25 protein-coding genes are annotated in these 25,789 nt (G+C 66.3%); 12 read left to right on the forward strand and 13 right to left on the reverse strand.

What is annotated here, in order from left to right; genetic code table 11:
• Positions 1 to 152: 152 nt before the first annotated feature.
• The 4 genes from ACAH41_RS06520 to ACAH41_RS06535 form a co-directional block, all read right to left on the reverse strand.
• The gene (locus ACAH41_RS06520; RefSeq protein WP_325648509.1) at positions 153 to 1,220 is read right to left on the reverse strand and encodes a nucleotidyl transferase AbiEii/AbiGii toxin family protein; all 1,068 of its coding nucleotides are present in this window, start codon (positions 1,218 to 1,220) and stop codon (positions 153 to 155) included.
• The gene (locus tag ACAH41_RS06525; RefSeq protein WP_325648507.1) at positions 1,118 to 1,717 is read right to left on the reverse strand and encodes a type IV toxin-antitoxin system AbiEi family antitoxin domain-containing protein; all 600 of its coding nucleotides are present in this window, start codon (positions 1,715 to 1,717) and stop codon (positions 1,118 to 1,120) included. Before ACAH41_RS06525 ends, ACAH41_RS06520 begins: the two co-directional genes overlap by 103 nt.
• Positions 1,718 to 1,926: 209 nt before the next feature.
• Positions 1,927 to 2,934 carry a site-specific integrase gene (locus ACAH41_RS06530; RefSeq protein WP_325648740.1) on the reverse strand — a complete coding sequence of 336 codons (1,008 nt, stop codon included), beginning with the start codon at positions 2,932 to 2,934 and terminating at the stop codon, positions 1,927 to 1,929.
• A gap of 113 nt (positions 2,935 to 3,047) precedes the next feature.
• Entirely contained in the window at positions 3,048 to 3,959 is a 912-nt protein-coding gene (locus ACAH41_RS06535; protein ID WP_325648506.1) for a YicC/YloC family endoribonuclease, read from the reverse strand.
• A 45-nt stretch (positions 3,960 to 4,004) separates the two neighbouring features.
• Here ACAH41_RS06535 and ACAH41_RS06540 point away from each other — a divergent pair, with 45 nt between their 5' ends.
• The 5 genes from ACAH41_RS06540 to hemW all read left to right on the forward strand — a co-directional run bounded on the left by ACAH41_RS06540 (position 4,005) and on the right by hemW (position 8,661).
• Positions 4,005 to 4,973, forward strand: coding sequence for a serine/threonine-protein kinase (locus ACAH41_RS06540; RefSeq protein ID WP_325648504.1), 969 nt, complete (start codon positions 4,005 to 4,007; stop codon positions 4,971 to 4,973).
• A gap of 32 nt (positions 4,974 to 5,005) precedes the next feature.
• A complete protein-coding gene (locus tag ACAH41_RS06545; protein ID WP_141288371.1) occupies positions 5,006 to 5,917 on the forward strand; it encodes a PP2C family serine/threonine-protein phosphatase in 912 nt (303 codons plus the stop codon).
• A gap of 75 nt (positions 5,918 to 5,992) precedes the next feature.
• Complete coding sequence (gene rph / locus ACAH41_RS06550; protein ID WP_325648503.1) at positions 5,993 to 6,733, forward strand: ribonuclease PH; 741 nt, start codon at positions 5,993 to 5,995, stop codon at positions 6,731 to 6,733.
• A gap of 22 nt (positions 6,734 to 6,755) precedes the next feature.
• Complete coding sequence (locus tag ACAH41_RS06555) at positions 6,756 to 7,388, forward strand: non-canonical purine NTP pyrophosphatase (RefSeq protein WP_325648502.1); 633 nt, start codon at positions 6,756 to 6,758, stop codon at positions 7,386 to 7,388.
• 7 nt (positions 7,389 to 7,395) lie between these two features.
• Positions 7,396 to 8,661, forward strand: coding sequence for a radical SAM family heme chaperone HemW (gene hemW / locus ACAH41_RS06560; RefSeq protein WP_325648500.1), 1,266 nt, complete (start codon positions 7,396 to 7,398; stop codon positions 8,659 to 8,661).
• 135 nt (positions 8,662 to 8,796) lie between these two features.
• Here hemW and ACAH41_RS06565 read toward each other — a convergent pair whose 3' ends face one another.
• The 6 genes from ACAH41_RS06565 to ACAH41_RS06590 all read right to left on the reverse strand — a co-directional run bounded on the left by ACAH41_RS06565 (position 8,797) and on the right by ACAH41_RS06590 (position 15,236).
• Positions 8,797 to 9,696, reverse strand: coding sequence for a glycosyltransferase family 25 protein (locus ACAH41_RS06565; RefSeq protein WP_370538222.1), 900 nt, complete (start codon positions 9,694 to 9,696; stop codon positions 8,797 to 8,799).
• A 20-nt stretch (positions 9,697 to 9,716) separates the two neighbouring features.
• Positions 9,717 to 10,469, reverse strand: a complete 753-nt coding sequence (locus tag ACAH41_RS06570) for a sulfotransferase (RefSeq protein ID WP_325648497.1) — start codon at positions 10,467 to 10,469, stop codon at positions 9,717 to 9,719.
• A 16-nt stretch (positions 10,470 to 10,485) separates the two neighbouring features.
• A complete protein-coding gene (locus ACAH41_RS06575) occupies positions 10,486 to 12,054 on the reverse strand; it encodes a sulfotransferase family 2 domain-containing protein (protein WP_325648496.1) in 1,569 nt (522 codons plus the stop codon).
• Positions 12,055 to 12,421: 367 nt separating this feature from the next.
• Positions 12,422 to 13,537: a chemotaxis response regulator protein-glutamate methylesterase gene (locus ACAH41_RS06580; RefSeq protein WP_325648494.1), complete on the reverse strand. Its 1,116-nt coding sequence runs from the start codon at positions 13,535 to 13,537 to the stop codon at positions 12,422 to 12,424.
• A gap of 65 nt (positions 13,538 to 13,602) precedes the next feature.
• Positions 13,603 to 14,259 (reverse strand): chemoreceptor glutamine deamidase CheD, encoded by a 657-nt coding sequence (gene cheD / locus ACAH41_RS06585; protein ID WP_325648739.1) that lies wholly within the window; start codon positions 14,257 to 14,259, stop codon positions 13,603 to 13,605.
• 107 nt (positions 14,260 to 14,366) lie between these two features.
• On the reverse strand, positions 14,367 to 15,236 hold the full coding sequence (locus ACAH41_RS06590; protein ID WP_325648492.1) for a CheR family methyltransferase: 870 nt from the start codon (positions 15,234 to 15,236) through the stop codon (positions 14,367 to 14,369).
• Positions 15,237 to 15,462: 226 nt separating this feature from the next.
• On the opposite strand from ACAH41_RS06590, the gene ACAH41_RS06595 reads away from it, so the two are divergent.
• Genes ACAH41_RS06595 through ACAH41_RS06605 form a run of 3 tightly spaced genes read left to right on the forward strand, consistent with a single transcriptional unit; the run spans position 15,463 to position 17,428 of the window.
• Positions 15,463 to 16,194: a GGDEF domain-containing protein gene (locus ACAH41_RS06595; RefSeq protein WP_370538223.1), complete on the forward strand. Its 732-nt coding sequence runs from the start codon at positions 15,463 to 15,465 to the stop codon at positions 16,192 to 16,194.
• Positions 16,191 to 17,006 carry a MinD/ParA family protein gene (locus ACAH41_RS06600; RefSeq protein WP_370538224.1) on the forward strand — a complete coding sequence of 272 codons (816 nt, stop codon included), beginning with the start codon at positions 16,191 to 16,193 and terminating at the stop codon, positions 17,004 to 17,006. The genes ACAH41_RS06595 and ACAH41_RS06600 overlap by 4 nt, the downstream gene beginning before the upstream one ends.
• Before the next feature lie 20 nt (positions 17,007 to 17,026).
• The gene (locus ACAH41_RS06605) at positions 17,027 to 17,428 is read left to right on the forward strand and encodes a group II truncated hemoglobin (protein WP_325648488.1); all 402 of its coding nucleotides are present in this window, start codon (positions 17,027 to 17,029) and stop codon (positions 17,426 to 17,428) included.
• A gap of 111 nt (positions 17,429 to 17,539) precedes the next feature.
• Here the strand turns inward: ACAH41_RS06605 and ACAH41_RS06610 are convergent, their stop codons facing one another.
• The 3 genes from ACAH41_RS06610 to radC all read right to left on the reverse strand — a co-directional run bounded on the left by ACAH41_RS06610 (position 17,540) and on the right by radC (position 19,646).
• On the reverse strand, positions 17,540 to 18,076 hold the full coding sequence (locus ACAH41_RS06610) for a redoxin domain-containing protein (RefSeq protein WP_325648486.1): 537 nt from the start codon (positions 18,074 to 18,076) through the stop codon (positions 17,540 to 17,542).
• Between the two features lie 57 nt (positions 18,077 to 18,133).
• Positions 18,134 to 18,859 (reverse strand): Smr/MutS family protein, encoded by a 726-nt coding sequence (locus tag ACAH41_RS06615; RefSeq protein WP_370538225.1) that lies wholly within the window; start codon positions 18,857 to 18,859, stop codon positions 18,134 to 18,136.
• A 112-nt stretch (positions 18,860 to 18,971) separates the two neighbouring features.
• A complete protein-coding gene (gene radC / locus ACAH41_RS06620) occupies positions 18,972 to 19,646 on the reverse strand; it encodes a DNA repair protein RadC (protein WP_325648485.1) in 675 nt (224 codons plus the stop codon).
• A gap of 120 nt (positions 19,647 to 19,766) precedes the next feature.
• Here radC and ACAH41_RS06625 point away from each other — a divergent pair, with 120 nt between their 5' ends.
• The 4 genes from ACAH41_RS06625 to ACAH41_RS06640 all read left to right on the forward strand — a co-directional run.
• Positions 19,767 to 20,210, forward strand: a complete 444-nt coding sequence (locus tag ACAH41_RS06625) for an FKBP-type peptidyl-prolyl cis-trans isomerase (RefSeq protein ID WP_325648483.1) — start codon at positions 19,767 to 19,769, stop codon at positions 20,208 to 20,210.
• A gap of 8 nt (positions 20,211 to 20,218) precedes the next feature.
• Positions 20,219 to 21,214 carry a 4-hydroxy-3-methylbut-2-enyl diphosphate reductase gene (gene ispH, locus ACAH41_RS06630; protein ID WP_325648481.1) on the forward strand — a complete coding sequence of 332 codons (996 nt, stop codon included), beginning with the start codon at positions 20,219 to 20,221 and terminating at the stop codon, positions 21,212 to 21,214.
• Between the two features lie 109 nt (positions 21,215 to 21,323).
• Positions 21,324 to 22,652, forward strand: a complete 1,329-nt coding sequence (gene serS, locus ACAH41_RS06635) for a serine--tRNA ligase (protein ID WP_325648479.1) — start codon at positions 21,324 to 21,326, stop codon at positions 22,650 to 22,652.
• 82 nt (positions 22,653 to 22,734) lie between these two features.
• Positions 22,735 to 25,789: SNF2-related protein (locus ACAH41_RS06640; RefSeq protein WP_370538226.1), on the forward strand; the 3,055-nt coding region annotated here is incomplete at its 3' end.

The following is a 25,789-nucleotide window of genomic DNA, read 5'->3' on the forward strand; positions in this document are numbered from 1 at the left end:
CAAGGCCACGGGCCTGAGCCGGAGGAATTCTCAGGTCACAGCCTTCGCGCAGGCTACGTGACCACGGCGGCGATGGCATCGCTGCCCGCATGGCTCATCCGTGAGCAGACCGCGCACCGCAGCGATGCCGCCCGAAGCCGTTGCGGGTGGGGCTAGACCCAGCGCAGGGCTTCTGGGCGCCATGTGGCCGTCGCCTGACTGCCAGCAGCGGCGACCTCCGTTGGCGGCCACAGCAGGTCATCCAGCCGCCCCACGGTGTCACCCAGGCTGGCGGCTTCGATGCGGTTCTTGCTCAGGAAGGCCTGCCACTGGCGCAGCTTGGCAGTGTCTTCGCTGAACTGCTTGGTCAGAGCCAAGGGCTGCTCAGTGGGCAGCGCGGTCTGCCTCCGCAAAAAGGTGGCGGCGATGGCTGCGGCCAGCGTGGCGCCATCCAGTTCTGTGCGCCGTGCGATCACCGCGAGGTCGAAGAAGTCCTTCATGCGGCTGTTCGCTTGCCCCAGCATCACCATGGCCTGGTACTTCTCTGCAATCACGGTGTACACCGGATAGACCCGCAGCGTGGGAGCCGGGAAGTCACCCAGCAGGGTGGGATAGGCCACCGTCTGTGGCCCTGGCGTCACGGCATCACCGAAGCCCACATCGATCTGCAGCGCGCAGCGTGCGGAGCCGATACGTGCCACCAGCTTGATGCGGGTGCCGCCGTAGGTGTTGTTTTCGCGAATGGCATCCGCCTTCACCGAGTCAGGGTCAAACACAATGCCGTCGCCCAGGTCCATGGCAGCGACTTCCCTGAAAGTGGCGATCAGGTTCGCCTCATCGTCCGGGCCAAAGCCCAGCAAGTCGGCATCCCGAGTCGAGCGGTGCGGCGTGTCGTACCGCAGCGCAAAGAGCAGGGCGCCCTTGAGCAGGAAGCGGTCGGCATGTGCAGACACGCTGACGCGCGCCAGCAGGCGCTCCATGCCGAATCGGTTGAGCAGCAGGCTGTAGTCGTCGCCGCGCTGTTTGGCGAGGGTCAGAAGTCGAGCCAGGATGGATGCGGAGAGGTGGCTGGAGGATGTGTGACCTCCGCCCTCGCGGGCTGCAGTGCGAGCTTGCTTGGGGCGGCCCGGCGCTGCGCTCATTGCGTCACCGCCTCCAGGTAGGGCTGCATGACGCGCTCGACGCGGTTGATCCTGGCGAAGCGGCTCAGCTCGGCCATGCTGACCTTGCGGCTGCGCCAAGCATCCTTCAGCGCCTCCAGCGCCACATCCAGGCCAATCTTGTTGCGGAACTTGAAGCAGTCGGTCACCGTCTTGGCGGCGCTGTACACGCGGATGGGTGCGCCCTGGTCGGCCACGGTCTGGATACCGTCGCTGTACGCGGCACCGCGCAGGCGTGCGATGCGCAGCGGAGGGTAGCTCAGCGCCGGGGTCTGTGTCGCCTCGGGCAGTGCGATCCACACTTCGTGCGGCAGCTGCGTGCCGATCTCGTGGATTTGCAGCGCGCTCAGCAGGCAGAGCACGGCCTTTGGCACGCGCTGGCAAACCTCGATCAGCGTCTGGTGCTCGGTGGCTTCGGCGTCGGGCAGCCCGTACAGGCCGCGGGCGAATCGTTGCAGCTTGCCGGCCTGGTGCAGTCGGATCAGAAGCTGCGGTGACCAGCCGTGCTCGCGCACATCCGCTGCCCGTAGCACACGCCGGTGCCTGGCAAGTTCGAGGATGTGGCCAGACTGGTTCATGGGGGAAGTTTAATATCCGCATTACTTTTGTTCAAGTGATGCGGATTTCAATCGGCGAGGGGCTTTGGCCTCATGGCTCACCGGTCTTGCGCATGGCCGAGGTGGCTTGCCTTGCATCCGCTGCGCGCGTGTCGGCGCCGATCCAATATTGACCCACCGGCAATGTAGAAGTGCCGAAGACAGCTTCGCTGCTTGAATCGCTGGGCGAGTCAACCACCCGTCACCATGCCCACGGGTTTGGCCTTTCTCGTCGCTGTGCGGGGAGCAGCGGGCGGACTGGCAAGCACCTTTCCACTTTCGACGTCCGCAAGCAGCTCGGCCCAGGCGCCCAACGCAGTGGCGCGCTCGGCAAAGTAGTCGTGCCGGTCGTAAATGCCTTCGACGTTGCCCAGCTTGTGGTTGAGCGAGCGCTCTGCGACGAAACGGTCGACGCCGAGCTTGGCCAGATGCGTCCGCGCGGTACGGCGCATGTCGTGCACGGTGAAGTGCTCGATGTCGAGAATCTTCAGGCGCTGGAGCGCGACGTTGAGGGTGTCGGGTCCGACGTGCTCGTATCGATTCCTGCGAGCCACTCCCAAGCGCGAACGGACGAGCCGGCGGGCGGGAAAGACGTAGGGCTTGCCGAATGAAAAGACTCTGGCCTCCTTGAGCCATGCGATGACTGGTTCCGCCAGGGGAATGAGGATTGAAGAGCGGGTCTTTGTGCTCTCCTTGGCGAGTGTCCAGACACCCGCGTCGAGATCGAAGGCGTCCCAGCGAGCCGATAGCAACTCCATCTTGCGAACACACATCGCGAGGAGCAGCCAGATGGCCAGTTCATTCTCGCGGCCGAAATTCGGCGTTGTCCGCATTGCTCGGGCGAGCTGCTGCAGTTCTTCCATGGTCAGCCAGCGGTCGCGTGAGACCTCGTCGCCACCGGCATCCACTGAGTCGAAGTCGGCGGCCGGATTTCGTTCGATCCAGTGGTTACGCGCAGCCATCCGGAACATTCGGCTCATGTAGCGAAGGGCATCGTTTGCCACGGTCGGCGCACCGTTCGCAACGATTCGGGTCAGCACGCGGTCGACATGGGCTGGCTTCACGTCGAGCGGCGCGAGCGGCCCAATGACGGGATTGATGTGCTTGCGCAGCACGCGGGCCACGACGTCCGGATATTTGTAGCGCGGCTGGATGTACTTTGCGAACCAGACTTCGCCCAGCCGCTGCACCGTGGGCACTTCCAGCAACAGTGCCTTCTCCGCCTGCTTGGCTGCTGCAACGTCGATGCCGCGTTCGATCGCTGCGCGGTGGTTAGCTGGTTTCTGGGGATCGCCTGGGACCCCCCGAAACCTCACTCGATGTTTTGCACCTGCTCGCGCATCTGCTCTATCAGCACCTTCATTTCCACCGAGATGCCGGTCAGTTCCAGCGCTGCGGACTTGGCGCCCAGCGTGTTGGCTTCGCGGTGCAGTTCCTGGATCAGGAAGTCCAGTCGCTTGCCGAGTTCGCCTCCGGCTTTGAGCAGGCGCTCGATCTCGTCCAGGTGGGCGTTCAGGCGCGAGAGCTCTTCGGCCACGTCGATGCGGATCGCAAACGCAGCCGCCTCGTTCAGCGCCCGGTCGCGGGCTGACTCTGCCGACACGCTGGCGTTGCCGCCGGTGCTGCTGTCGGCGGCGGCCAGCGCTTCGGTCCAGCGCTCCAGGAAGCGCTGCTGCTGCTTCTGGACGACCGCAGGCACCAGCGGGCCGGCCTGGGCGGCCAGCCCGCGCAGCTTGACGATGCGCTCCATCAGGATGGCGACCAGCCGGTCGCCTTCACGAGCGCGGGCGTCCTTCAGGCTTTCGATGGCGGCGCGGGCGGCCTGCAGGGCCAACTCGTCCAGCCGGGCCGGGCCGGGGGCGCTGCTGCCGGCGCCGCGGCACCACTGCAAGGCCTCGTGCACGGACAGCGGTGGCGCCTTGGGCAACCAGGCCTGGACCGAGGTTTCGAGCCGGCTGAGCCGGTTCAACTGTTCGGGGCTGGGCTGAGGCAAGCCTTCTTCGGCAGCGCGGCCTTGCGCGGCGCGCAATTCCACCTTGCCTCGGCGCAAACCGGCCACCAGGAGCTCGCGCATCGCGGGCTCCAGTTGGCGCAATTCGTCCGGTAATCGAAAAGCAATGTCCAGGAAACGGCTGTTGACCGTGCGGATCTCCACGGTGATGCCGGGTAGGGCGGTTTCGAGGTCTGACACCGGGCTGGCACTCGCGCTAGCGAAGCCGGTCATGCTGTAAACTGCCATGAAGCTTTTGCAGGAAGCAAAACCCCGATTATGTCAAAGCCCAAGCCCTCCCCGTTGCCCGCGGGCACCGTGGTTGGTGGCTACCAGATCATCAAGAAGCTGGCGGCCGGCGGCTTTGGCGTGGTTTACCTCGCCGAAGACGACAGCCGCCACCTGGTGGCCCTGAAGGAATACCTGCCTGCTTCGCTCGCCGAACGCGCAGTGGGTGAGCTCATTCCGCGTGTCAAACCCGAGAAGCAGCCGCTCTACCGGCTGGGCCTGAAGAGCTTCTTCGAAGAAGGCCGCTCGCTGGCGCAGATCTCGCACCCCAGCGTGGTTTCGGTGCTGAATTTCTTCCGCGAAAACGAAACCGTGTACATGGTGATGAACTACCTGCAGGGCGACACGCTGCAGGACTTCATCGTCACCGCGCGCGACCTGAAGCGCGAGAAGGTGTTCCGCGAGTCCACCATCCGCAGCCTGTTCGACGAGATCCTGCGCGGCCTGCGCATCGTGCACCAGCACAAGATGCTGCACCTGGACATCAAGCCGGCCAACATCTTCATCACCAACGACAACAAGGCGGTACTGCTGGACTTTGGCGCCGCGCGCGAAGTGCTTTCGAAGGAAGGCAACTTCATCCGGCCGATGTACACGCCCGGCTTTGCCGCGCCCGAGATGTACCGCCGCGACGGCTCGCTGGGTCCGTGGACCGACATCTATGCGATTGGCGCCTGCATCTACGCCTGCATGCAGGGCTATCCGCCCAATGACGCGCCGCAGCGCATCGACAAGGACCGCCTGCCGCTGTCGCTCTCGCGCATGCGCAACACCTATTCCGACAACCTCATCGAGGTGACCGAATGGTGCATGTCGCTGGACCCGCTGTCGCGCCCGCAAAGCGTGTTCTCGCTGCAGAAAGAGCTCTCGCGTGAGACCGAGCGCCGCTACACCTCGCTGGGCTTCACCGAAAGGCTGAAGCTGCAGATTGAAAACCTCAAGACCGGTGCCAGACCGTGAGCCGCAGCGTCTACACAGGATCCGGAAGCCCGATGCGCTTTTCTGTCTACCAGATCAGCCGCAAGGGAGGCCGCGAGAAGAACGAAGACCGCATGGGCTACTGCTACACGCGGGATTCCGGGCTGTTTGCTCTGGCCGATGGCATGGGCGGCCACCCCGAAGGGGAAGTGGCCTCGCAGCTCGCGCTGCAGACCCTGGCTGCCGCCTTCCAGCGCGAGGCCAAGCCTTCGCTGAAGAACCCGCTGCGCTTCCTGCAGGACGCATTGCTGGCCGGCCATCACCAGTTGCTGCGCTACGCGACCGAACGTTCGCTTGTCGACACGCCGCGTACCACGGTCGTCGCCTGCGTGATCCAGGGCAATGCGGCTTACTGGGCGCACTGCGGCGACTCGCGGCTCTACCTGGTGCGCGGCGGCAAGCTGATGCAGCGCACCCGCGACCATTCCTACACCGAGCTGCAGGAAACGCTGGCCCACGTGGTGCCGATCGACGCGCGATTCAACCGCTCGGTGCTGTTCACCTGCCTGGGCAGTCCTGGCAAGCCGGTGGTCGACACCGCCGGTCCCATCATGCTGCAGCCGGGCGACCGCATCGTCGTCTGCTCGGACGGGCTGTGGAGCACCGTGACCGACGACGAGATCGTCAACATCCTGAGCAACCGGCCCTTGCAGGATGCCGTGCCCGAGATGGTCGAGCAGGCGCTGCGCAATGGCGGCACGCATGGTGACAATGTCACTGCGCTGGCGGTCGAATGGGAGGCGGTGGAAGACCGCGACACCACGGTGGGCATCTCCACGCGTTCGCTGGGCGAAGACGTGTTTGCCTCGACCATCCAGGCCACCCTCAGCGACAGCAACACCGGCGACCTTGATGAAGCCGAGATCGAACGCTCGATCCGCGAGATCAACGAGGCCATCCAGCGTTCATCGCGCAAGCCGCGCTGAGGCCGGGCCACACTGCACGCCGCTGCCGTCGCTTGCCGGCGGCGGCTTTTTGTTTTCTCCGACAGGTTTTTGCCCATGAGCTACGAACGTTCCAGCGGCCGCGCCGCCAATGCACTGCGCCCCGTGCGCATCACCCGCGGCTTCACCTGCCATGCCGAAGGCTCGGTGCTGATCGAGTTCGGCCGCACGCAGGTGCTGTGCACCGCATCGGTCGAAGAGCGTGTGCCGCCGCACAAGCGCGGCAGCGGCGAGGGCTGGGTGACAGCCGAATACGGCATGCTGCCGCGCGCCACCCACACCCGCAGCGACCGCGAAGCCGCACGTGGCAAGCAGAGCGGTCGCACGCAGGAAATCCAGCGCCTGATCGGCCGTTCGCTGCGCTGCGTGTTCGACCTGAAGGCACTGGGCGAACGCACCATCACGCTGGACTGCGACGTGCTTCAAGCTGACGGCGGCACCCGCACGGCGGCCATCACTGGCGCCTTTGTCGCCGCGCAAGACGCCGTCAACGTGCTGCTGGCCCAGGGCAAGCTGGCGACTTCGCCAATCCGCACCGCGGTCGCTGCGATCTCGGTTGGCATCGTCGAAGGCACGCCGCTGCTGGACCTGGAATACGTCGAAGACTCGGCCTGCGACACCGACATGAACGTCGTGATGACCGGCGTGGGCGGCTTCGTCGAGATCCAGGGCACGGCCGAAGGCGCTGCCTTCAGCCGCGCCGAGATGGACCAGCTGATGCAGCTGGCCGGCGACGGCATCGCCGAGCTGGTGCGCCTGCAGCAGGCCGCGCTGGCGGCGCCGCTGGCCAAGTGCTGAGCGCTAGGCAGAGGAGCGCGGCATGCGACTGGTGTTGGCATCCAACAATGCGAAGAAACTGAAGGAGCTCAGTGGCCTGTTCTCGCCGCTGGCGATCGAACTGGTCACCCAGGGCTCACTGGGCGTGAGCGAGGCCGAGGAGCCGCATCACACCTTCGTCGAAAACGCACTGGCCAAGGCGCGCCATGCGGCTGCGGCGACCGGGTGTGCGGCCATCTCCGATGATTCCGGCCTGTGCGTCGACGCGCTGGGCGGCCGCCCCGGCGTGCAGAGCGCCGTCTTTGCGCCGTTGAGCGTGCCGCCTGGCACCGAGCGCGAGACACTGCGCGCCTTGCAGGACGCTGCGAACAACCAGTTGCTGCTGCAGCGCCTGCACAGCGTGACCGGACGCCGCGCCCGCTTCGTCTGCGCGCTGGTCGCACTGCGCTCGGCCGATGACCCCGAGCCGCTGATCGCCTTCGGCCGCTGGGAAGGCGAAATCCTGGACACGCCGCAGGGCGAGGGCGGTTTTGGCTATGACCCGCTGATGTTCATCCCGGCGCTGGGCCGCAGCGTGGCCACGCTGGACGCAAGCGTCAAGAATGCCCACAGCCACCGTGCGCTGGCCGCCGAGCAGATGCTGGCGCTGATGCGCAGCGCCTGGCAACCGGGCTGAGCTTGCCATGTCCTTGCCGCCGATCAAGTCCGCGGAAAGCCAGGGGCCTGTGCCCGACGGCGCCAGCGCCGCACAGCGCTTTCTTCGCCCCGGCACGCTGCAGCTCGGCGCGCCGCCGCCGCTGTCCATCTACGTGCACCTGCCGTGGTGCCTGAAGAAGTGCCCTTACTGCGACTTCAATTCCCACGAGTTCAAAAGCGACGGCAGCGCAAGTGCACGCGACTTCCCCGAAGCCCAGTACCTGAATGCCTTGCGTGCCGACCTCGAAGCCAGCCTGCCGCTGGTCTGGGGCCGCAGCGTGCATTCCATCTTCATTGGCGGCGGCACGCCCAGCCTGTTTTCGCCCGAAGCCATTGCCCGCCTGCTGAGCGACCTGCGCCAGTTGCTGCCGCTGCAGCCCGGCTGCGAGATCACGATGGAGGCCAATCCTGGCACCTTCGAGAAGGACCGCTTCCGCGCTTTCCATCAGGCTGGCGTCACGCGTTTGTCCATCGGTGTGCAGAGTTTCAATGACGAGAAGCTGAAGGCCCTGGGCCGGGTGCACGACAGCGCGCAGGCGCTGGCCGCAGCCGAGGAAGCCGCGGCCACCTTCGACACCTTCAACCTCGACCTGATGTATGCGTTGCCCGGCCAGACGCAGGCCGAACTGGCGGCCGACCTGCGCACCGCGCTGCAGTTCAACCCGCCGCACCTGTCGCTCTATCACCTGACGCTGGAACCGAACACCGTCTTTGCCAGCCGCCCGCCGGTGCTGCCGGACGACGACACCAGCGCGGCGATGCTGGACCAGGTGACCGACACACTGGCCGCCGCCGGCATGGACCGCTACGAAGTCTCGGCCTACGCCCGTCCCGGCCACCGCTGCACACACAACCTGAACTACTGGCAGTTCGGCGACTACCTCGGCCTGGGCGCCGGCGCCCACGGCAAGCTCAGCTTTCCGCACCGTGTCGTGCGCCAGGTGAAGTGGCGTGAGCCGGCGGCCTACATGCGCGAAGCGCTGGCCGGCCGCGCGGTGTCGAACGAAGAAGAGGTCAGCCGCAAGGCGCTGCCCTTCGAGTTCATGCTGAACCTGCTGCGCCTGCGCCACGGCTTCGAGCCCGCGCTGTTCAGCGAGCGCACCGGCCTGCCCCCGTCAGCCATCGCCGCTGGCTTGCAGCAGGCCAAGGCCAAAGGTCTGCTGGAGCAGGTGCAGACCGAGACGGGCACACTTCTACGGCCAACCCCTCTGGGCTTCGACTTTCTCAGCGACCTGCAGAGCCTGTTTCTCTGAGGCGGCGCAAGGCGGCTCATGTGTGCACCACAAGCTTACGAGGGCCGCACCAACTTGCAGCAATGCTTTCAGGGGGCCGTCTCAAGTCTGAAGTGCAACACCCGGCATAGATTGAGAGGGTTGCTGAGGGATTACTTAAGCCAAACCAATTTTGGCCGTAATATTGTGCTGAATTGTGCTGGGGAAATTCGTCTGCAAATCAGTCTTGACCAGCCACTGAGGCGTGTATATGTAGGTCTGCAAGCCCATGGCTTGTGCATCATTTCGAGCCAACCACGCGCGCTCCCGAAGCACGAAGTTTCTGCAAAACGTTGGCATTATCTCAAGTTGACTTTTTGTTGCATTCTGAACAAAGTCAGGCGTCAATCCGTGCAGCACCATCGCATAGTCCACCCCCATGCGAATCTTGCGCGAATGCAACATCGCCGTCAGGCGTCGAGCCCCAGCTTTTGAGATCAAATAGCCATCGCCGCCTGTTGCAAAGAAGCTGTCCCCGTAATAATTCGCAGAGAAGAGCCTCTCCAAAACGGTTGCAACCCGATAGAACGTTGGTATGTCTGGCAAAGGTCGAGTATTCTGCTCCATGGTTCGGTCCATCCAGCGATCGGCGTTGGCTATTGCGCTGTAATCAGGCAACCATTCTGCAGCGATCGCCAACTTATGCATGCGGCTATTGACAAACACGACATCAGCATCAGGTGGAACTGCCAGCAACGGGAAATTTGCAATTCCGGACTCGTTCAAGACGATATCGTCCTCTAGCACCAAGCCATAAGGTTCTGCGCCACTCCCGATCCGCTCCCAGGCCATGGCGTGGCTCAAAAAACAAGCAAACGCACCAGGCTTGAAGGTCCCGCCACGCAAGTCGGGCGCCAGCAAGTCGGCGTATGTTTCAATGGAAAAATCTACCGCATGTCCGTCGCAAGCCGGTATGAACTCGGTCAAGGGTGCGAGTCTGCCCAACTGTCCTTCCACGGACGCGCGCCGGTCGGTCGCCCGTTCCAAATTGATGACGTAGAGCCGCATACTCTGCATCTGAAGTTCCCCTTGTTGTGTCACAAATAGCCGTAGTGCCGCATTCCGGCGCTGCAGCGATTGCGCACCCGTAGCAGCTCAGCGTCGTTCAATACGTCACTGTCCTGGTGGCTGCTTAGCTTCAACGCGGTGCCGGCAAACCATGCAGGGTCAAAGGGCTCGCCAACAAAGTCCAAGACTCGCTTAAGGGCCGCCTCCGGTTGTGTCGTCAGGTCTTCATAGCGCAGTTCAAGCAATCGCTCAGGACAGGCTTGGCGGAGCAGGCTGATGATTTCGATGGCTTCTGTCCAGTAGTTGCATGCACCCATCAAGCGCTTGACCTTGATGACCGCGCCGATGCGCAAGCTGGCCACGACATTGACCGGGTTGCGCACGATGTGGACAAAGCGCACGGACGGCATGCTACTGGCAATCAAGGCGGCACCATAGACGTTCTGAGGTGTCTTGTCGAACCAGCGGCTCGCGGCCGGTTTGTTGCGCGCCACATAGATTTGCATGTAGCGCTCGCACAAGTCGGCCCTGGAGTGCGCGTGCTCCAAAATCTGTTCAAACTCTTCTTCAGAGATTCCGTCGATTTGACGGTGCCGCTGCAGCACTTCATTGTTGCGCTGCATGCGACCGAAGGCAGACCCGCCAAAGGGCTCGGCCCAACGGAAAAAATGGGTTTCCTCCGGACAGGCCAAATGGGGATGCTGACGCAGTAGGTTGCGCAAAAGCGTAGTACCCGAACGCACGCATCCAAGAATGAAAAACGGTGGATTGAAGCTCGTCATTGACTTCAGGCCATGCTCAAGGTGGAGTATAGAAATCGGCCAGCAATTGATAATCCTCAGCGTAGATCTTCTTGAGGGTGACAATGGATTCCGGCGTCAGGGATGCCAAGGACATCTTGGGCCCCCCTCGCTGCGTGTGCGGCAACGCGATCGATTGGCCCGTGCGTTCGCTCAAATCTCGGCACAGTTGATCCAATTCCTCAAAGGCGTAGACCCGGTCAAATGAAGCCAAGGGGGCAAGGAACTCGCTGATCGGCTGGAAGTGATGATCGATCGACGGAATGCGCCGGTAGAACTCAAAATTGGCGATGAACTGATTCACATTCGGGTCAAACGGGAACTCTTCGATGTTCAACGGAGGATCTACAGATTGACGACTGACGTAGCTGCGAGACAGCTCTTTATGGTGCAGCACTCGGTTGCTGAAACCTGACAAGAATCGCTTGATCGGATCCCGAACCACCACAAAGCGCCAACCAGCATGGCTGATGTCCTGCTCACGGATGTCAAAGTATTGGTGCACGTGCGCCGCGCCCGCGTTGACACCCGGGCTGAATTTCTCGCCCACCACAAGTTGGAAAAGCACCTCCTTGATGGAGGTGCAGGCAACCTTGGGCAGCGGTCGGTATCCGATGGACCAGCGTGCGAGAAAGATGCCCAGGATCCGGTCTCGGTCCAGAGGCTGGAACTGAATCTCAGCCGCAGTCACTGAGTCGGGCCGAGGTTCGTCGCGGCGCAGCAGCAATTGCGTTGGTTGCATGCGTAGCGCTGGCAAATTGACGGGCTTGAAGCGCGCTTCAGCCGCATTGGCCGCACCGGGGAACTGTGCTGCAAGCGCGGGTGACGGTTGATGCCAGGTCAGGCGACGCCAGTGGCGGCCCTGGCGCATCACCAGGCGCCACTCCGCACCCAGGCCCTGCACCACCACAGAACCCCCCAGCGTCCACTCGTCACCCTCGTGCAACAAAGGAGGGAGCTCGCTGGTCATGACATGCAGAACACTGCCGTCGGGCGAGGCTTGGCTGTGCAGGACAGGCTGCAAGAAGGACGGCGGCTGGTCCAGCCTTGTACGCCACTCCGCCTCTTGCGCCAGCAGCGCCTGCAGCCCGGGCCGCAGCCCTTGCAAAGGTCTCGGCCAGGCTGACACCTCGTCCAGTGGCTGGATGTGGTGAGGCAATCCTCCAACCCGCAGACCCGCCAGCACGCGCGACAGTCGCAGGTGGGCTCGCCGATCCTGGCGCAGCAACTGCATCAGTTGCTCAACCACATCAGGGCGTTCAGTGTCGAGAAATTTTCGATCCAAGGCCAGGGCCGCCAAGCGCTGCAGCGGCGCATGCCAGCCAAGCAGGCATTGCGTCATGCCGGCGTTACCCGCAGCTTGAACCAAGCCTTGATGGAAATCTTCACCGCCTTGGGTCGTCGACACCACCACATCCGCGTTCGATGCGACCAAGCTTTGCAAATGGGCCACCAGCGCCCGCCGCAAGCCGCTGCGCAACCAAGGCTTGTCCCAGCCTTCCAGCCAGCCAGAAGCCGGCCCTTGCGCCTGTGTTGGCGACACCAACGGAAGCACCTCGGTGCCCATCAAAGCGGGTAGACGGGTCATCCCTTGAGGGGTCAGCGTGCCCGGCCCGACCCAGATCAAGCGAGGGAGACTGGCGGCGAGGGGGGCGCCTGGCGCGGAAGTGGTAGAGGCACTCGTCATGTTCAAAGGCAAAAGTGAGGGAGCGTCGACCGCATTGCCAAGAGTATCCCCAACTTTGGCACCTGCTCTGGAACAACATAACGCTTCGTTCCAGGACGCTCCAGCCCTCGTTCGCCCTACCGCACCTAGCCTCGTCCCGACACACCAACCTGGCTTACGAGCAACGGCCCGAGTTTGGAGCGTTGCTGGCCGCCTGCCCGTCACGCAGCGCCGACTGGTGAACCTGGCTGCCCCGAGTTGCCAGCGCTTAGACCCGGTGAAGCAGCGCTCCGTGCGTCTGCCGCAGCTTGTCCATCAAGTGCGAGGCAATCTGGTTCAGCGGCAGGATTTCGTCGGCGGCTCCGTGGTTGATGGCTTCGCGGGGCATGCCGAAGACCACGCAGGTGGCTTCGTCCTGGCAGATGTTGAAGCTGCCGGCGTCGCGCATGGTTTTCATGGCCCGGGCACCGTCGGCACCCATGCCGGTCAGCATGATGCCGAAGGCGTTTTGGCCGACGACGCGGGCGGCCGATTCGAACAGCACTTCGACCGAAGGCTTGTGGCGGTTGACCGGCTCGCCGTCGCGCACGCGGGCGATGTAGTTGGCCCCTGAGCGTTCGACGCTGAGGTGCAGGCCGCCGGGCGCGATGTAGGCGTGGCCGGGCAGGATGCGTTCGCCGTCCGCCGCTTCCTTGACGCGGATCTTGCACAGGCCGTCCAGCCGCGCCGCGTAGCTGCGCGTGAAGCCGGGCGGCATGTGCTGGGTGATGACCACGGCCGGCGAGTCCGGCGGCAGGTTGACCAGCACTTCCTTGGTGGCCTCGGTGCCGCCGGTGGAAGCGCCGATGAAGATCAGCTTCTCGGTCGACAGCCGGCCCAGCAGCGGCGTAGGCGGGCGCGGTGCAGCGGCCAGGGCGCCGGCACCACCTGTGGCGAGCGCGCCGGCGGGGGCGGCAGGCGGCGGTGTCACCAGGCGCTTGATGTGGGCCTTGGCGGCGATGCGCACTTTGTCGGTGATCTCTTCGGCGAGTTGCTTCAGGCCGTCGGCAATGCCGATCTTGGGCTTGGCGACAAAGTCGATCGCGCCCAGTTCCAGCGCCTTCAGCGTGACCTCGGCGCCGCGTTCGGTCAGCGTGGAAACCATCACCACCGGCATCGGCCGCAGGCGCATCAGCTTGGACAGGAAGTCCAGCCCGTCCATGCGCGGCATTTCCACGTCCAGCGTGATGACGTCGGGGTTCAGCGCGCGGATCATTTCGCGGGCGGCGAACGGGTCTGCCGCCGAGCCGACGCATTCCATGTCGGTCTGGCGGTTGATGATTTCGGTGAGCAGGCTGCGCACCAGGGCGGAATCGTCTACCACCACCACTCGGGTCTTTGTCATTCATCGTCTCCAGGAACGGCCATTCGGGTTGGCCTGCTGCCTTGTCTTGTGGGTGCGTGCGTCGTTCAGAACAGGTCGACCGAGCCGCCGCCTGTGGTGGCCGGTGCGGCTTTTTGCGCCGCCATGCGGTCCTGTGCCACCAGCGCCTCGGCATTCGCCGGCGCCAGGCGCTTGACCATGGCCTTGCCGCTGTAGGGCAGGAAGCAGACTTTGCGCGGGTAGATGTCCATCACGTCCTTGGAAACGATGGGAATGCGCTCGGTCGCGAGGAAGTCGATGACGAACTTGGTGTTGCGCTCGCCGACGTTGATCGAGTTCATGCCGCTGATCACCGCGCCGCCGCCGAAGACCTTGGCCTCCATCGTCAGCCGCGAAGCGCCGCGCTTCATCATCTCGTTGATCAGCAGTTCCATCGCGTAGCTGCCGTAGCGGCCGGAGTCGCCGGCACCGTCGGGCAGCATGAAGTGGTTCATGCCGCCCACCTTGGCGTTGCGGTCCCACAGGCAGGCGGCAATGCAGGAGCCCAGCGTGGTCATCACCAGCAGGTCTTCGTTGTCGACGAAGTATTCGCCCGGCAGGATCTTCACGGCTTCGTTCTTGAAGTGCGCGTCGTAGAAGAAGAACGAGGCTTCGCCCGGCTTGCGCGGCGCAGCCTTCAGCCGCTCCAGCCGGCTGGACTTGGAACCGATGCCGGCGCTCAGCAGGGAAGGCGGCGGCGGCATGCCGCGGGCACCGGCGAGGGAAGCAGAGGGCAGAGTGGCCATGGGCTGGGTTCCGTCAGTCGCAAAAATCAGAGGAGGCAAGGGTGCTGCTGCAAGCGCGGCAGGCGTCACACATGCTGGTAGATCGTCTTGCCGCGCAGCGTGAACAGGTCGCGCGCGTCGGTGAAGTTCTCGGAGTGGCCGACAAACAGCAGCCCGCCCGGTTTCATCACGCTGTGGATGCGCTCCAGCACCTTGCGCTGCGTGTCGTGGTCGAAATAGATCATCACGTTGCGGCAGAACACCATGTCGAACGGCTCGCCCATGGCCCAGCGCGGGGTCATCAGGTTGAAGGGTTTGAACTCGACCATCTGCGCCAGCTCGGGCTTGACGCGGATGAAGCCGCTGTTGGCGCCAGTGCCGCGCATGAAGTGGCGCTTGAGCCGCTCGGGCGAGAGGCCGCGCGCATCGGCCGCATACACGCCCTGGCGGGCGGTGGCCAGCACCTTGGTGTCGATGTCGCTGGCGGTCAGGCGCGCGCCGCTGCGCTCGCCCAGCGATTCGGCCAGCGTCATCAGGATGGAATACGGTTCTTCGCCGGTCGAGGCCGCGCAGCACCAGATGCGCGGCGCCTTGCCGTTCATCGTGCGCAGCGCCTCGGCCAGCGCATGGAAGTGATGCTCCTCGCGGAAAAACGAGGTCAGGTTGGTGGTCAGGCAGTTGATGAACTGCTGCCATTCCTCATCGCCGGACGGGCCGGTGGCACTCTCCAGCCACTGCAGGTAGTCCTTGAAGCTGCGGTGGCCGGTCTCGCGCAGCCGGCGCGACAGCCGGCTGTAGACCATTGCCCGCTTGCCCTCGTGCAGGCTGATGCCCGCCCGCTGGTAGATCAGCTTGCGCACCCGCTCGAAGTCGGCTGAGGCAAAGGTGAACTCCTGCTCCCCGAGGTCGGTCTCGCCACTGGCCGGGCTTCGCTGTGCTTCAAGGGATGCGTTCATGATGTCTCTGTGTGGCGGGTGCGGCCTGCGGTCCGCCCACGAGTGGCGTACCGCTGCCCCGCACGAATGGCCGCAGGTGTGGCGATGGCTGGCAGTCTTGCAAATTGCCCCCCGTCTGACAGCGGGAGTTGGCGGGCATTCGCATCCCTTTTTCGGCGTGTTGGTGTGGGTAGCGCACTGCTAGACTGATTCGAAATTCCACAGTGTCAGCAGTAATTCACACTCCGTGAGCGCTTTGCCCGAATCCCTCCCCCCCTCGGACCCCGCTGCCCTGCAGTTGGACCGGGCGCTGCAGTTGCTGCAGCAGTCGGGCCGCGACGCCTTGCCCGGCGCGCCGGGCAGTGCCGCATGGCTGCAAGCGGTGATCGACGGCCTGTGCGAGATCTCCAGCCGCGACGCACTCACCGGCCTGGCCAACCGCCGCGCCTTCGAGACTGCGCTGAACCGCGAGATTGACCGCGTGGCCCGCTCCGGCGAGCCGGCGCTGCTGCTGATGCTGGACATTGACCACTTCAAGCGCGTCAACGATCACCACGGCCACATCGTCGGCGACCAGGTCATCCGAGCGGTCGCCGAATGCCTGGCCGAATGCGTGCGGCCGATGGACTTGCCGGCCCGCATCGGCGGCGAGGAATTTGCCGTCATCCTGCCCAATTGCCCGCCCGCCTTCGGTCAGACCGTGGCCGAGCGGATACGCCAGCGCATCGAGCAGAAGGTCATCACGGCCGGGCTCTCGCTGCGCCTTGGCATCACCGTCAGCGTTGGCGGAGCGTATGCGCCGCAATGGGTGCGTTCCACGCCCGCGCTGTGGTCTGAACGTGCCGACCTGCAGCTCTACCGCGCCAAGTCCGAAGGCCGCAACCGAACCTGTCTGGAGCCCACGCCTGTGTCCACTGTCAGTGCCGAAGAGAAGGGCCTGCTGTTCGGGACCACCGTGCCAGGGGAGTTCCTCGAATGAGCACCCCTTCGTCCCACCCGTCGCCCATGAGTGACCTACCCACCGCAACCGGCACCCGCCGCGCTCGCATCACCGCCGTCACCAGTGGCAAAGGCGGCGTCGGCAAGACCTTCGTGTCAGCCAACCTGGCGGCTGCGCTGGTGCGCCGCGGCGAGAAAGTGCTGGTGCTGGACGCCGACCTCGGCCTGGCCAACCTCGACGTGGTGCTGAACCTGTTCCCGAAGATCACGCTGCACGATGTTTTCACCGGCAAGCACAAGCTCGAAGAAGCCGTGATGGCGGCGCCCGGCGGCTTCCACGTGCTGTTGGCCGGCTCCGGCATGGTCGAATACTCGCGGCTCACGCCCGAAGTGCGCGACCAGCTGGTCGAAGTGATCCAGCAAATGCGCCCACGCTTCGACCGCATCCTGCTGGACACCGGCGCCGGCATTTCCGACGTGGTGCTCTACACCGTTTCGCTGGCCGACGAGGTGCTGGTGGTCGCCACGCCCGAGCCCACCTCGCTGACCGACGCCTACGCCACCATCAAGGTGCTGGCCACCACCCAGGGCCGGCGCGACCTGAAGCTGCTGGTCAACCAGGTCACCCAGACCGGCGAAGGCCGCACCATCCGCGGCCAGTTGCAACAGGTGGTGGACCGCTATGTCACCCCCAGCCTCGAAGCGCCGCTGAAGCTGGAGTTCGTTGGCGAAATCCCGGTGGACGCCGCGGTGCGCGACGCCGTGCGGCGGCGCCAATTGATGCTGGAATGCTTTCCCGGCAGCGCCGCCTCGCAGGCCATCCTTGCCGTGGCAACGCGCATGACCAGCTGACGCTCCGCGATTTTCGAACCGTGACCGAAGACTCCTCCGACACCGCCACGCCTTTCACGCAACTCGGCGGCGAACCCGGCGTTCGCGCCCTGGTGGACCACTTCTATGACCTGATGGACATCGAGCCCGGCTTTGCCCGGTTGCGCGAAGTGCATGGCAGCACGCTGGACGACGCCCGCGACAAGCTGTTCTGGTTCCTCTGCGGCTGGCTCGGCGGCCCCAGCCACTACATCGAACGCTTCGGCCACCCGCGGCTGCGTGCCCGCCACCTGCCGTTCTCCATCGGCCAGGTCGAACGCGACCAGTGGCTGGCCTGCATGTTCCAGGCGATGGAAGACCAGGCGGTGCCGGCCGAACTGAAGGCCAGGCTGGAGCGTTCCTTGTTCGAAACTGCCGACTGGATGCGCAACCGAGCCGATTGATTGGGGCACCCGGTTCGCCGGGTACAGCGAACCACCCGACGAGCGGGTTGCGCAGCCGCCTTCGGGGCGGCCGTGCGGCGGCTGCAGTTGCGCGCCGCGGGGTTCGCCGGCTCAGGGCAGCAGGTCGGCGATCCGGTCCCAGGCATCGGCCGGAATCCGGCCTTCCCAGCTGTCGGCCACCCGGCCCTGGGTGTCCACCAGCACCGACAACGGCCAGTGTTGCGGCTCGCCGTGCAGGTTGTCGGCAAAGCCCGGTCCGTCGCGCCACAGCACCGGGCCCTGGCGCGCCTGTGGTTGCGCCTGCATCAGCACCTGCCAGTAGCGCTGCGCCTGCTCGCGCTGGTGGTCCACCTGCACCATCACCAGCGTGAACGGCCGGTTGCGCCAGCCGGTCACGTTGGCACGCAACTCGGGCAGCTTGTCCAGGCACACGGCGCAGCCGGTGTGCCAGTAGTACACCAGCACCACCTGGCCCCGCAGGCTGCTGAGCGAAAACGCCGGCCCGGCTTCCAGCGGCATGCCTTGCAACAGCAGCGGGCTGCCTGCCGGCGGCGCCACCGGCGAACTTGCCAGCGCCGAGCCCAGGCAGGTTGCCAGCAGCAGCGCGCCAAGCAGGCGGGCGAAAGGGACGGCGCGGCGGTGGAACATGGGGAGGCCTTCAAGAAGCAGCAGGGAAGCTGCTTTGTCGATCCAGGCGCCGCGAACTTACAGGCGCTGCCCGAAAACCCCTGGCGAGGGGTGCTGGGCCATGTCGTTTTCGGGCTGCGGGGCTCGCCGCTGTCCCGGCCGCTGGCCATCCCGGCTGCCCAGCAGCACGATCAGCGCGCCGGCACCACCCTGCGGCCCGGCGGCCTGGGCAAAGGCGATCACCTCGCGCCGCTGCGCCAGCCAGCGCTGCACCTTGGACTTCAGCACCGGTTCGCGGCCCGGTGAGCCGTGGCCCTTGCCGTGCACCACGCGCAGGCAGCGGCGACTGTGCTGGTGGGCCAGGCGAATGAAGTCGGACAGCGTGTCGCGCGCTTCGTCGCGCCGCATGCCGTGCAGGTCCAGCTCGCCCTGGATCGACCAGTGGCCCTTGCGCAGCTTGGCCAGCACGGCCTCGCTGACGTCCGGCCGGCGGTAGCTCAGCCCGTCGTCGGTCAGCAGCAGCGATTCCACGTCGACCTCGTCGGACAGCGCCTCGCGCAGCGCCGCCTGCTCGTCCAGCTCGCGCTGGCGCGGCTCCGGCGACGGCAGCGTGCGGCTGGGCTGGGCGCGGCCGCTGGGCTTCATCGGCCGCACGGGACCCACGCTGCTGGTGAACAGGTTGCGCTCGCGCTCGCGGCGGGCCCGCTCGGCATCCTGGCGCGCGCGCTCGGCGGCGGCCAGCGCCTCGGCCTCGCGCAAGGCGTCGCGCAGCCGCCCCAACTCCTTCAGGCCATTGACTTTCACGGCACATCCTCGCTGGCCAATCCGTTTGGCAGCCCATTCAGCGGCTGCTCACTGTTGCCAAGCCTACAACAGCCACGCTACCCGACTGTCCCGGCGGGTCAGCAGCAGCGGGTCAGATCAGCCCACGTTCCGCGAAGCTCACCACCTGGCCGGCACCCACCACAAGATGGTCCAGCACCCGCACGTCCACCATCTGCAGCGCAGCCTTCAGCGACTGCGTCAGGTACTCGTCTGCCTTGGACGGCTCGGCCAGGCCGGAAGGGTGGTTGTGCGCCAGGATCAGCGCGCCGGCATTCAGCGCCAGCGCCTGCTTGACGATCTCGCGCGGGTAGACGCTGGTCTGCGACAGCGTGCCATGGAACAGCTCGCGCCACTCGATCAGCCGGTGCTGGCTGTCCAGGAACAGCACCCCGAAGACCTCCTGTTCGCGGCGCGCGAGTTGCAGCGACACGAAGTCCTTGACGCGGCCGGGGCTGTCGAACACCGGGCCCCGCTGCATCGGCTGCAGCAGTGCGCGGCGGGCCATCTCCATCACCGCGGCCAGCTCGGCACGCTTGGCCGGGCCCAGTCCCTTGACGCGGCGGAAATCGTCCGCGCTGGCCTGCAGCAGGCCGCCGAAGCCATCGAAGCTGGCGAGCAGTTCGCCGGCCATCGCCAGCACGCCTTTGCCCTGGATGCCGGTGCGCAGCAGCAGTGCCAGCAGCTCGGTGTCGGCCAGCGCTGCGGGGCCTTGGGCCAGCAGTTTTTCGCGCGGCCGCAATGCAGCCGGCATGTCTTTCATGTCCATGGGCGCCCTCCCTGGGTGTGTGTTCGCACGCTGTGTGGTGCGGCTGTTGTGCGGCCAGCCCGTGCCCGTTCGGGGCGGCCCTTAAAATCGCGCCCAGATTACCAGTACAGGCAGCGCCTTGTGAACACCATCCAGCCGGGATCCTTCCTGACTTTGCACTACCGGCTCGCGGGCCCGGACGGCGCCGACGTCGTCACCACCTTCAACGACAAGCCCGCCACGCTGACGCTGGGCGCCGGCCAGCTGGCACCCGCCATCGAGGCGCGTTTGCTGAGCCTGGAGGAGGGCGTGCGCACGAGCTTCGTGCTCGAACCGGGCGAGGCCTTTGGCCCGCGTAACCCGGAGATGCTGCAGCGCGTCAAGCGCGGCCTGCTGGCCGAGCATGGCGACCCGCAGGCCGAGTACCATCTGGGCGATGTGGTCGAGTTCCCCACGCCGGACGGCACCGGCCGCTTTGCCGGCGTGATCCGCGAGCTGGGCGACGACTGGTTGCTGTTCGACTTCAACCACCCGCTGGCCGGCGCTGCCGTGACCTTCGAGGTGCAGGTGATTGGCGTGCTATGAACTCCCCTGTGAACGCCCTCTTGACGCCGGTGACCGAGGCCCAGCCCGGTGACATCCTGCTGGCCGAGCCGCGCGGCTTCTGCGCCGGCGTGGACCGTGCCATCGAGATCGTCGAGCGCGCGCTGGTCAAGTTCGGCGCGCCCATCTACGTGCGCCACGAGATCGTGCACAACACCTACGTGGTCAACGACCTCAAGCAGAAGGGCGCGATCTTCATCGAGGAACTGTCCGACGTGCCGCCTGGCGCCACGCTGATCTTCTCGGCCCACGGCGTGTCCAAGGCCGTGCAGCAGGAGGCTGCGGCGCGCGGTTTCCAGATCTACGATGCGACCTGCCCGCTGGTCACCAAGGTGCACGTCGAAGTGGCCAAGCTGGCCCGCGAAGGCTTCCAGTTCATCATGATCGGCCACAAGGGCCACCCCGAAGTCGAAGGCACGATGGGCCAGCTGATGGAAGGCATCTTTCTGGTCGAAGACGTGGCGGACGTGGCCACGGCGCCAGTCACCAAGCCGGACCAGCTCGCCGTCGTCACGCAGACCACGCTCAGCGTGGACGACGCGGCCGAGATCCTGGCCGCCGTGAAGGCGCGTTTCCCGAACGTGCGCGAGCCCAAGCAGCAGGACATCTGCTACGCCACCCAGAACCGCCAGGACGCCGTCAAGGTGCTGGCGCCCAAGGTGGACGTGGTGATCGTCGTCGGCAGTCCCACCAGTTCCAACAGCAACCGCCTGCGCGAGCTGGCCGAGCGCCTGGGCACGCCGGCCTACATGGTGGATTCAGCAGACGACCTGCAGCCCGGCTGGCTGGAAAACCGTCCGCGTGTGGGGCTGACGGCCGGCGCTTCGGCACCCGACGTGCTGGTGCAGCAGGTCATCGCCCGCCTGAAGGCGCTGGGCTCGGTGTCCGTTCGCCGTTTGCCTGGCGTGCAGGAAACCATTGAGTTCCCGCTGCCCAAGGGCCTCGGCGACAAATCCATGGCCGAGTTCGCGGCGTCGCGATCTTGAGCTGGCGCCTGCCCACCACCGTGCCGTTTCCTGCCGCGTGGCCGCTGGCCGCGCGCGACCCTTCTTGTTCCGGGCCCACCGGCCCCACCGCATTCGTAGAAAGCATCCCATGCTAGACATCAGCCTGCTGCGGCGCGACCTGCCCGCCGTCCTGGCCCGCCTCGCCACCCGCAAGGACCCGCAGCCCTTCCTCGACGAAACCCGCTTTGTCACCCTGGAAGCCGAGCGCAAGCAGCTGCAGATGCGGACCGAGGAACTGCAGGCCCGGCGCAACAGCCTGTCCAAGCAGATCGGCATGTTGAAGGGCAAGGCCGCCAAGGGCGAAGACACCGGCGCCCAGGTCACCGAGCTGATGAACGAAGTCAATGCCATCGGCGACGAGCAGAAGGCCGGCGCCGAGCGCCTGGAAGCGCTGCAAGGCGAGCTGGCGCTGATGCTGATGGGCGTGCCCAACCTGCCGCATGAATCGGTGCCAGTGGGCGTGGACGAAGGTGGCAACGTCGAAGTGCGCGCCTGGAGCCCGAACGGCGAAGGCCCACGCAGCTTCGACTTCCCGGTGCGCGACCACGTGGACCTGGGCGCCCCGCTGGGCCTGGACTTCGAGACCGGCGCCAAGCTCAGCGGCTCGCGCTTCACCTTCATGAAGGGCCCGGTCGCCCGGCTGCACCGCGCGCTTGCCCAGTTCATGCTGGACCAGCACACGCTGCACCACGGCTACACCGAGTGCTACACGCCGTACATCGTCAACCGCGAGATCCTTGAAGGCACCGGTCAGCTGCCGAAGTTCAAGGAAGACATGTTCTGGGTCAGCCGCGGCGGCGACGAAACCCAGGCCGAGCAGTACCTGATCTCGACCTCGGAAATCTCGCTGACCAACACCGTGCGCGAGCAGATCCTGGCGGCCGACCAGCTGCCGGTGAAGCTCACCGCGCACAGCCCGTGCTTCCGTTCGGAAGCCGGCTCGGCCGGCCGCGACACCCGCGGCCTGATCCGCCAGCACCAGTTCGACAAGGTCGAGATGGTGCAGGTCACCGCGCCCGACCAGAGCCAGGACGCGCTGGAGGCGATGACCCGCCACGCCGAAGCCATCCTGCAGAAGCTGGGCCTGCCGTACCGCGTGATGCTGCTGTGCAGCGGCGACATGGGCTTTGGCGCCACCAAGACCTATGACCTCGAAGTGTGGGTGCCGGCGCAGAACACCTACCGCGAGATCAGCTCCTGCTCGAACATGGGCGACTTCCAGGCCCGCCGCATGCAGGCCCGCTTCAAGAATGCCCAGGGCAAGACCGAGTTCGTGCACACGCTCAACGGCTCCGGCCTGGCGGTTGGCCGGGCGCTGGTGGCCGTGCTGGAAAACTACCAGCAGGCCGACGGCTCGGTGCTGGTGCCAGACGCATTGCAGCCCTACATGGGCGACCAGACGGTGCTGAAACCTTGAGGTTCCTCTGATCGCGCCGAACGACGACCTGCTGCCCGCAGGCGAGACCCGCTGGGACACGCTCCCGCCGCTGGCCCGTGAAGTGCTCACGGCGCTGGCGCTGGGCGCCGCGCCGCGCCCGCGCACCTGGGTCTTCGAGCTGCTGGCCGAGCCGACGCTGCGAAGCGAGTCCGGCCGTCGGCCCACGCAAGACGCGATCCGCCTGACGCTGCAAGGCCTGGCCAAGTCCGGCTGGGTCGAGCAGGACCTGCGCCGCACGGGATTCTGGACGCCCGCGCCGCAAGCGCTTGCCCCCGCCTGGTCCACCCTGCTGGACCTGCCGCTGGAAACCCTGCGCAGCACGCTGGCGATGGTCGATGGCTACCCGGCGATCAGCATCGGCCAGTCGCGCTACGACGGGCGCCTGCCGTCGGTCGAGGCCGCCGTGGCCCGCCTGCGCCTGGAGGCGCTCAGCGGCGCCGAGCTGGCGAAGCTGCGCCAACTGGAGCCGCGCCTGCCCTGGGGCTGCGACACGGTCGAGCAGCTGCTGCCTGCCGTGCTGGAAGGCTTGATGAGCGCGCCCTTGGTCGACTGGCTGCACGTCGAATTGCGTGCGCTGGCCCTGTTGGACCTGGTGATGGGCTGGACCCACAACTGGCGCCTGCCGGTCGGCATGGACCTGCCGGCCACGGTCACTGCACTGCTGCAGGAATCCGCCCGCCAGCCCAGCGAACCGGTGTCCACCAACCTGCTGCGCTGGTGCCTGGCCGAGGCCTTCTGCTGCACCGGTGAACTGTCCCAGCTGGACGAATTGCTGGCGCCCGCACTGCGCCCCGCGCCTGAAGGCCAGACCGATGCCACCCTGCCGGGCCGGCTGGCCATGCGGGAATGCCTGCGCGGCGTGGAGCTTGCCCATGCCGGCCAGTGGGCCGAGGCCGAAACCTGCTTCGAGGCCAGCCTGGCGGTGCTGCGCAAGATCAGCGGCAAGCGCAGTCGTTTTGTCTCGACCGTCATCGGCCCTTGGTATCCCATGGCGCTGCTGGCCCAGGCTGGCCCGGAGCAGCTGCGCAAAGCGCTGAAGTTCTGCCTGGCCGAAGGCGGCAAGCGCGAGCCGGTGCTGGACGGGCCGTACGGCTTCATTGCACTCGCCATCCAGATGCGGCTGGGCGACGTGCCGCGCGAGCTGGGGCCCTTCCGTCCCTACACGCTGGGCGGCAGGGTACAGACCTCGCCGCTGGACCTGTGGCGTTGGCTGATGCGCGCCTGGCTCAAGGAAGGCGCGCAGCCGGAGCCACTGTCCATCGACGAGATGGACGCCGCGCAGCGGCTGCAAGCCCAGCTTGATGGGGCAGGGTTGGCCTTCCTCGGCGGGCAACTGCGCGCTGCGCTGGACGTGCTGTCAGGCGAGCGGGTGCAGACGGTGTTTTTCATCCGCGGCGCACGCGAGCGCTGGGAAGTGGCGCTGGATGCGTTGCGTGCGGTCGTCGCGCCCGAGCCCGCCGCCGGGACGGCCTCGTCGGATGAGACCCAGTTGCTGTGGGTGTTGGAGCTGGGCCGCCAAGGCCAGGTGCTGGACCTCCAGGCCATGGAGCAGAAGCGCGGCGTGCGCGGTTGGGGCAAGCCCAAGGACGTGCCGTTGACGCGGCTGCAGCGCACGGCAGAGTCGCTGCCGCCGCACGACGCCCGCGTGGCCCGCACGCTCAAGCAGGAGGCCTACAGCCGCCAGGTGCGTTTCGAGCTGTCCGCCGCTGTCGCGGCGCTGGTCGGCCACCCAGGCCTGGTGTTCGACGACGCGCCGGAGATGAAGGTCGAGCTGACCGAAGCCGGCCCCGAACTGGACGTGACCCGTGAAGGCGAGCGCCTGCGCGTGCGCCTGTGGCCCACGCTGCAGGTGGTGGCAGACGAGGCCACGCCGCGCTGGTCCGGCAGCGCCGCCGAGCAGAAAGAGCTGGACCAGTTGCGCCTGATCACCGTGGTGCGAGACAGCCCGCAGCGCGCGCGGCTGATCCGCCTGACGCCGGCGCAAAAACGCGTGGCGCAGTTGCTCGGCCCTGAAGGCCTGGACATTCCGCAGCAAGGCGTGGCCCAGCTGCAGGAAGTGCTGACCGGCCTGGGCACGCATTTCCGCATCCACAGCGACGAAGCACAGAGCGCACAGGCCGCGCGCGAACTGACTGCCGACTCGCGGCTGCGCGCCGAACTGTCTCCCGTCGGCGATGGCCTGCAGCTGCGCCTGGTCGCTGCGCCGTTTGGCCCTGACCATGCCGACGACGGCCCGCGCCTGGTGCCGGGCGGTGGCCGCGCGCGCGTCGTCGCCGCGGTCAAAGGCGAAACCATCGGCGTGCAGCGCGACCTCGCGGCCGAGCGCGAGCATTTGGAGACCGTGCTGGATGCCTGCCCGATGCTGCCGCCGCTGCCCGCCGGTGCGCCCTGCGAATGGCTGCTGGACGAGGCCGAGCAGGCGCTGACGCTGGTCGAGCGCCTGCGCCCGCTGAACGCGCTGCAGGCGTTGGACTGGCCGCAGGGCAAAGCCTTGCGCGTGGACACCGCCGGTCTGGCTCAACTGGCGCTGCGGGTGCACACGCGCCAGGAATGGTTGGCGCTGGACGGTGACCTGGCCGTCGACGAAGCACTGGTGCTCAGCCTGCAGCAGCTGATGGGCCTGCACAGCGGCGCCAAGAGCCGCTTCGTGCCACTGGGCGACGGCCGCTATTTGGCGCTCACCCAAGAGCTGCGCGAGCGCCTGGCCGACCTGGCCGCGGTGGCCGAAGCCAAAGCCGGCAAGGACGACCTGAGCTCGCTGCGCCTGCCCAAGGTCGCGGCACCCTGGCTGCAGGATCTTGCCGAGGGCAGCCAGCTGACGGTCGACGACGCGTTTGCCCGTCGACTGGAAGAGCTGGACGAAGCCCGGCGCGTCGTGCCCGCCTTGCCGGCCACGCTGCAGGCCAGCCTGCGGCCGTACCAGGAAGAAGGCTTCGAGTGGGCCATGCGCCTGGCCTCGGCCGGCCTCGGTGCCTGCCTGGCCGACGACATGGGCCTGGGCAAGACGCTGCAGGCGCTGGCGGTGTTGCTGTCGCGCGCAGCCAAGGGCCCGGCGCTGGTGGTCGCGCCCACCTCGGTGGTCGGCAACTGGCGCGCCGAAGCGCGCCGCTTCGCGC

The organism is Ideonella sp., from assembly GCF_041287625.1.
Lineage (GTDB): Bacteria > Pseudomonadota > Gammaproteobacteria > Burkholderiales > Burkholderiaceae_C > Ideonella.

What these genes read in the sequence shown, in the direction of transcription:
- serS (WP_325648479.1), top strand. Translation starts at nt 21,324, where the DNA reads ATGCTAGACATCAGCCTGCTGCGGCGCGACCTGCCCGCCGTCCTGGCC.
- ACAH41_RS06525 (WP_325648507.1), bottom strand. Translation starts at nt 1,717, where the DNA reads ATGAACCAGTCTGGCCACATCCTCGAACTTGCCAGGCACCGGCGTGTG.
- rph (WP_325648503.1), top strand. Translation starts at nt 5,993, where the DNA reads ATGAGCTACGAACGTTCCAGCGGCCGCGCCGCCAATGCACTGCGCCCC.
- ACAH41_RS06600 (WP_370538224.1), top strand. Translation starts at nt 16,191, where the DNA reads ATGAGCACCCCTTCGTCCCACCCGTCGCCCATGAGTGACCTACCCACC.
- hemW (WP_325648500.1), top strand. Translation starts at nt 7,396, where the DNA reads ATGTCCTTGCCGCCGATCAAGTCCGCGGAAAGCCAGGGGCCTGTGCCC.
- ACAH41_RS06555 (WP_325648502.1), top strand. Translation starts at nt 6,756, where the DNA reads ATGCGACTGGTGTTGGCATCCAACAATGCGAAGAAACTGAAGGAGCTC.
- ACAH41_RS06610 (WP_325648486.1), bottom strand. Translation starts at nt 18,076, where the DNA reads ATGTTCCACCGCCGCGCCGTCCCTTTCGCCCGCCTGCTTGGCGCGCTG.
- cheD (WP_325648739.1), bottom strand. Translation starts at nt 14,259, where the DNA reads ATGCCGCCGCCGCCTTCCCTGCTGAGCGCCGGCATCGGTTCCAAGTCC.
- ACAH41_RS06545 (WP_141288371.1), top strand. Translation starts at nt 5,006, where the DNA reads ATGCGCTTTTCTGTCTACCAGATCAGCCGCAAGGGAGGCCGCGAGAAG.
- radC (WP_325648485.1), bottom strand. Translation starts at nt 19,646, where the DNA reads ATGGACATGAAAGACATGCCGGCTGCATTGCGGCCGCGCGAAAAACTG.
- ACAH41_RS06565 (WP_370538222.1), bottom strand. Translation starts at nt 9,696, where the DNA reads ATGCAGAGTATGCGGCTCTACGTCATCAATTTGGAACGGGCGACCGAC.
- ACAH41_RS06590 (WP_325648492.1), bottom strand. Translation starts at nt 15,236, where the DNA reads ATGAACGCATCCCTTGAAGCACAGCGAAGCCCGGCCAGTGGCGAGACC.
- ACAH41_RS06540 (WP_325648504.1), top strand. Translation starts at nt 4,005, where the DNA reads ATGTCAAAGCCCAAGCCCTCCCCGTTGCCCGCGGGCACCGTGGTTGGT.
- ACAH41_RS06535 (WP_325648506.1), bottom strand. Translation starts at nt 3,959, where the DNA reads ATGACCGGCTTCGCTAGCGCGAGTGCCAGCCCGGTGTCAGACCTCGAA.
- ACAH41_RS06580 (WP_325648494.1), bottom strand. Translation starts at nt 13,537, where the DNA reads ATGACAAAGACCCGAGTGGTGGTGGTAGACGATTCCGCCCTGGTGCGC.
- ACAH41_RS06570 (WP_325648497.1), bottom strand. Translation starts at nt 10,469, where the DNA reads ATGACGAGCTTCAATCCACCGTTTTTCATTCTTGGATGCGTGCGTTCG.
- ACAH41_RS06575 (WP_325648496.1), bottom strand. Translation starts at nt 12,054, where the DNA reads ATGGGCACCGAGGTGCTTCCGTTGGTGTCGCCAACACAGGCGCAAGGG.